General features: G+C 38.4%; 2 protein-coding genes. Both read left to right on the top strand.

The window, feature by feature from the left end; all coding sequences use genetic code 11:
• Positions 1-343, top strand: a 343-nt coding sequence (locus ASG38_RS04020; protein ID WP_157486023.1) for an OmpA family protein, incomplete at its 5' end; no start/stop codon positions are given.
• A gap of 603 nt (positions 344-946) precedes the next feature.
• Positions 947-1,423: choice-of-anchor J domain-containing protein (locus tag ASG38_RS17930; RefSeq protein WP_162239653.1), on the top strand; the 477-nt coding region annotated here is incomplete at its 3' end.

The following is a 1,423-nucleotide window of genomic DNA, read 5'->3' as shown; positions in this document are numbered from 1 at the left end:
CATCCTGAAAAGCATCTACTTCGAGTTCGACAGGAGCAACATCACCCAGCAGGGGGCCGCGGAGCTGGACAAGCTCGTGAACGTGATGGAGAAATACCCTGACATGGTGATCTACGTGAAGTCGCATACGGACGGTAAGGGAAGTGCGGCCTACAACCTGAGGCTTTCGGAGCAGAGGGCCCAGTCCACGGTACAGTACCTGGTGTCGAAGGGCATCGGTAAGGAGCGTGTTTCGGGCAAGGGGTTCGGCAGCACGGAGCCTAAGGTGGACTGCAGGGCAAACTGTACGGAAGAGGAGGATGCGCAGAACAGGCGTTCGGAATTTAAGATTATAAAGAGATAAGACAATAGTTCTTACTGATTAAAGAATATATCTCTGACAGCCGACCTTTTTTAAGGTCGGCTGTTGCTTTTTAACCTTTTTGGTTTAACCCGCTATATGATTTTTATTTTATTCCAGTTCAGCCTTAGGTTATAGAAACCCCTTGTTGTTTGGGCTGATTAATGTATCTAATTTCAAATCTAAAAATTATCTGATTTGTGACCCTTAAAATAAAAGTTAAGATTTTATCAACCCCTTTTAGAATATTAAAGATTATTAGATAAAATATTTTGGGTGTTTAAAATGTTTTAAAACACGATATTGATAAATCCTAACACTTAATAGGTAATAATAACAGTTGTTATATTTTTATATGTATTAATTGCTAAAAGTGAAAAAAATATATTAAAGTTAAGAGCGGTTTATGAAAATATCCAAACCTCTAATATAAAATCTAATAGAAATGGGTTTGATTTATTTTAAGGTTTAAGTTTCTGATATTTAAATATTTATGATATTATTTAGCCTTTCAAATTTCGGTAAATAGTAAAGACATTCTTAAGAAAAGGTTAACATTAGTCCTTATTTTTATGACGAAACACTAACTGAAAAATGTAATGACTTATGAGAAAAGAATTATTATTTGCTTCGATAATAAGCAGGCTCTTGCCAACTAGCTTTTATCGATTCTCAACAATTCATGACAGACTGATACCTAATTGTGTCAGGAAAAGAATTGTCATCCCCCTGTTTTTGCTTTTTATATCCACCGGAGTCAATGCCCAAATGGCTTTAGAAACATTTGAAAGCGGCATACCCCCAACATGGGCATCCTTTAGGAATAATGTAGGAACTTTAAACTGGGGAATTTCTCCTGACAGTTACAGAGGAACCGGTGCAGCTTTTTTAAATCCGAGTGCAGAAAATATCGGTGCCGGAAATACGGCACAGTACTTTTTAGCAACACCTACGGTTCCGATTCCTCAGAACGGTGAAATCCGCTTTTATTCAAAACAGGCAACCAGTGCCAATAATGGGGCCATCTACCAAATCAGGCTGTCTACAGCAGGACAGTCAGACCCGGCCGGATATACCGTAATA

This window comes from Flavobacterium sp. Leaf359 (assembly GCF_001423985.1).
Lineage (GTDB): Bacteria > Bacteroidota > Bacteroidia > Flavobacteriales > Flavobacteriaceae > Flavobacterium > Flavobacterium lindanitolerans.
This window is presented reverse-complemented; position numbering and strand designations above follow the sequence as displayed.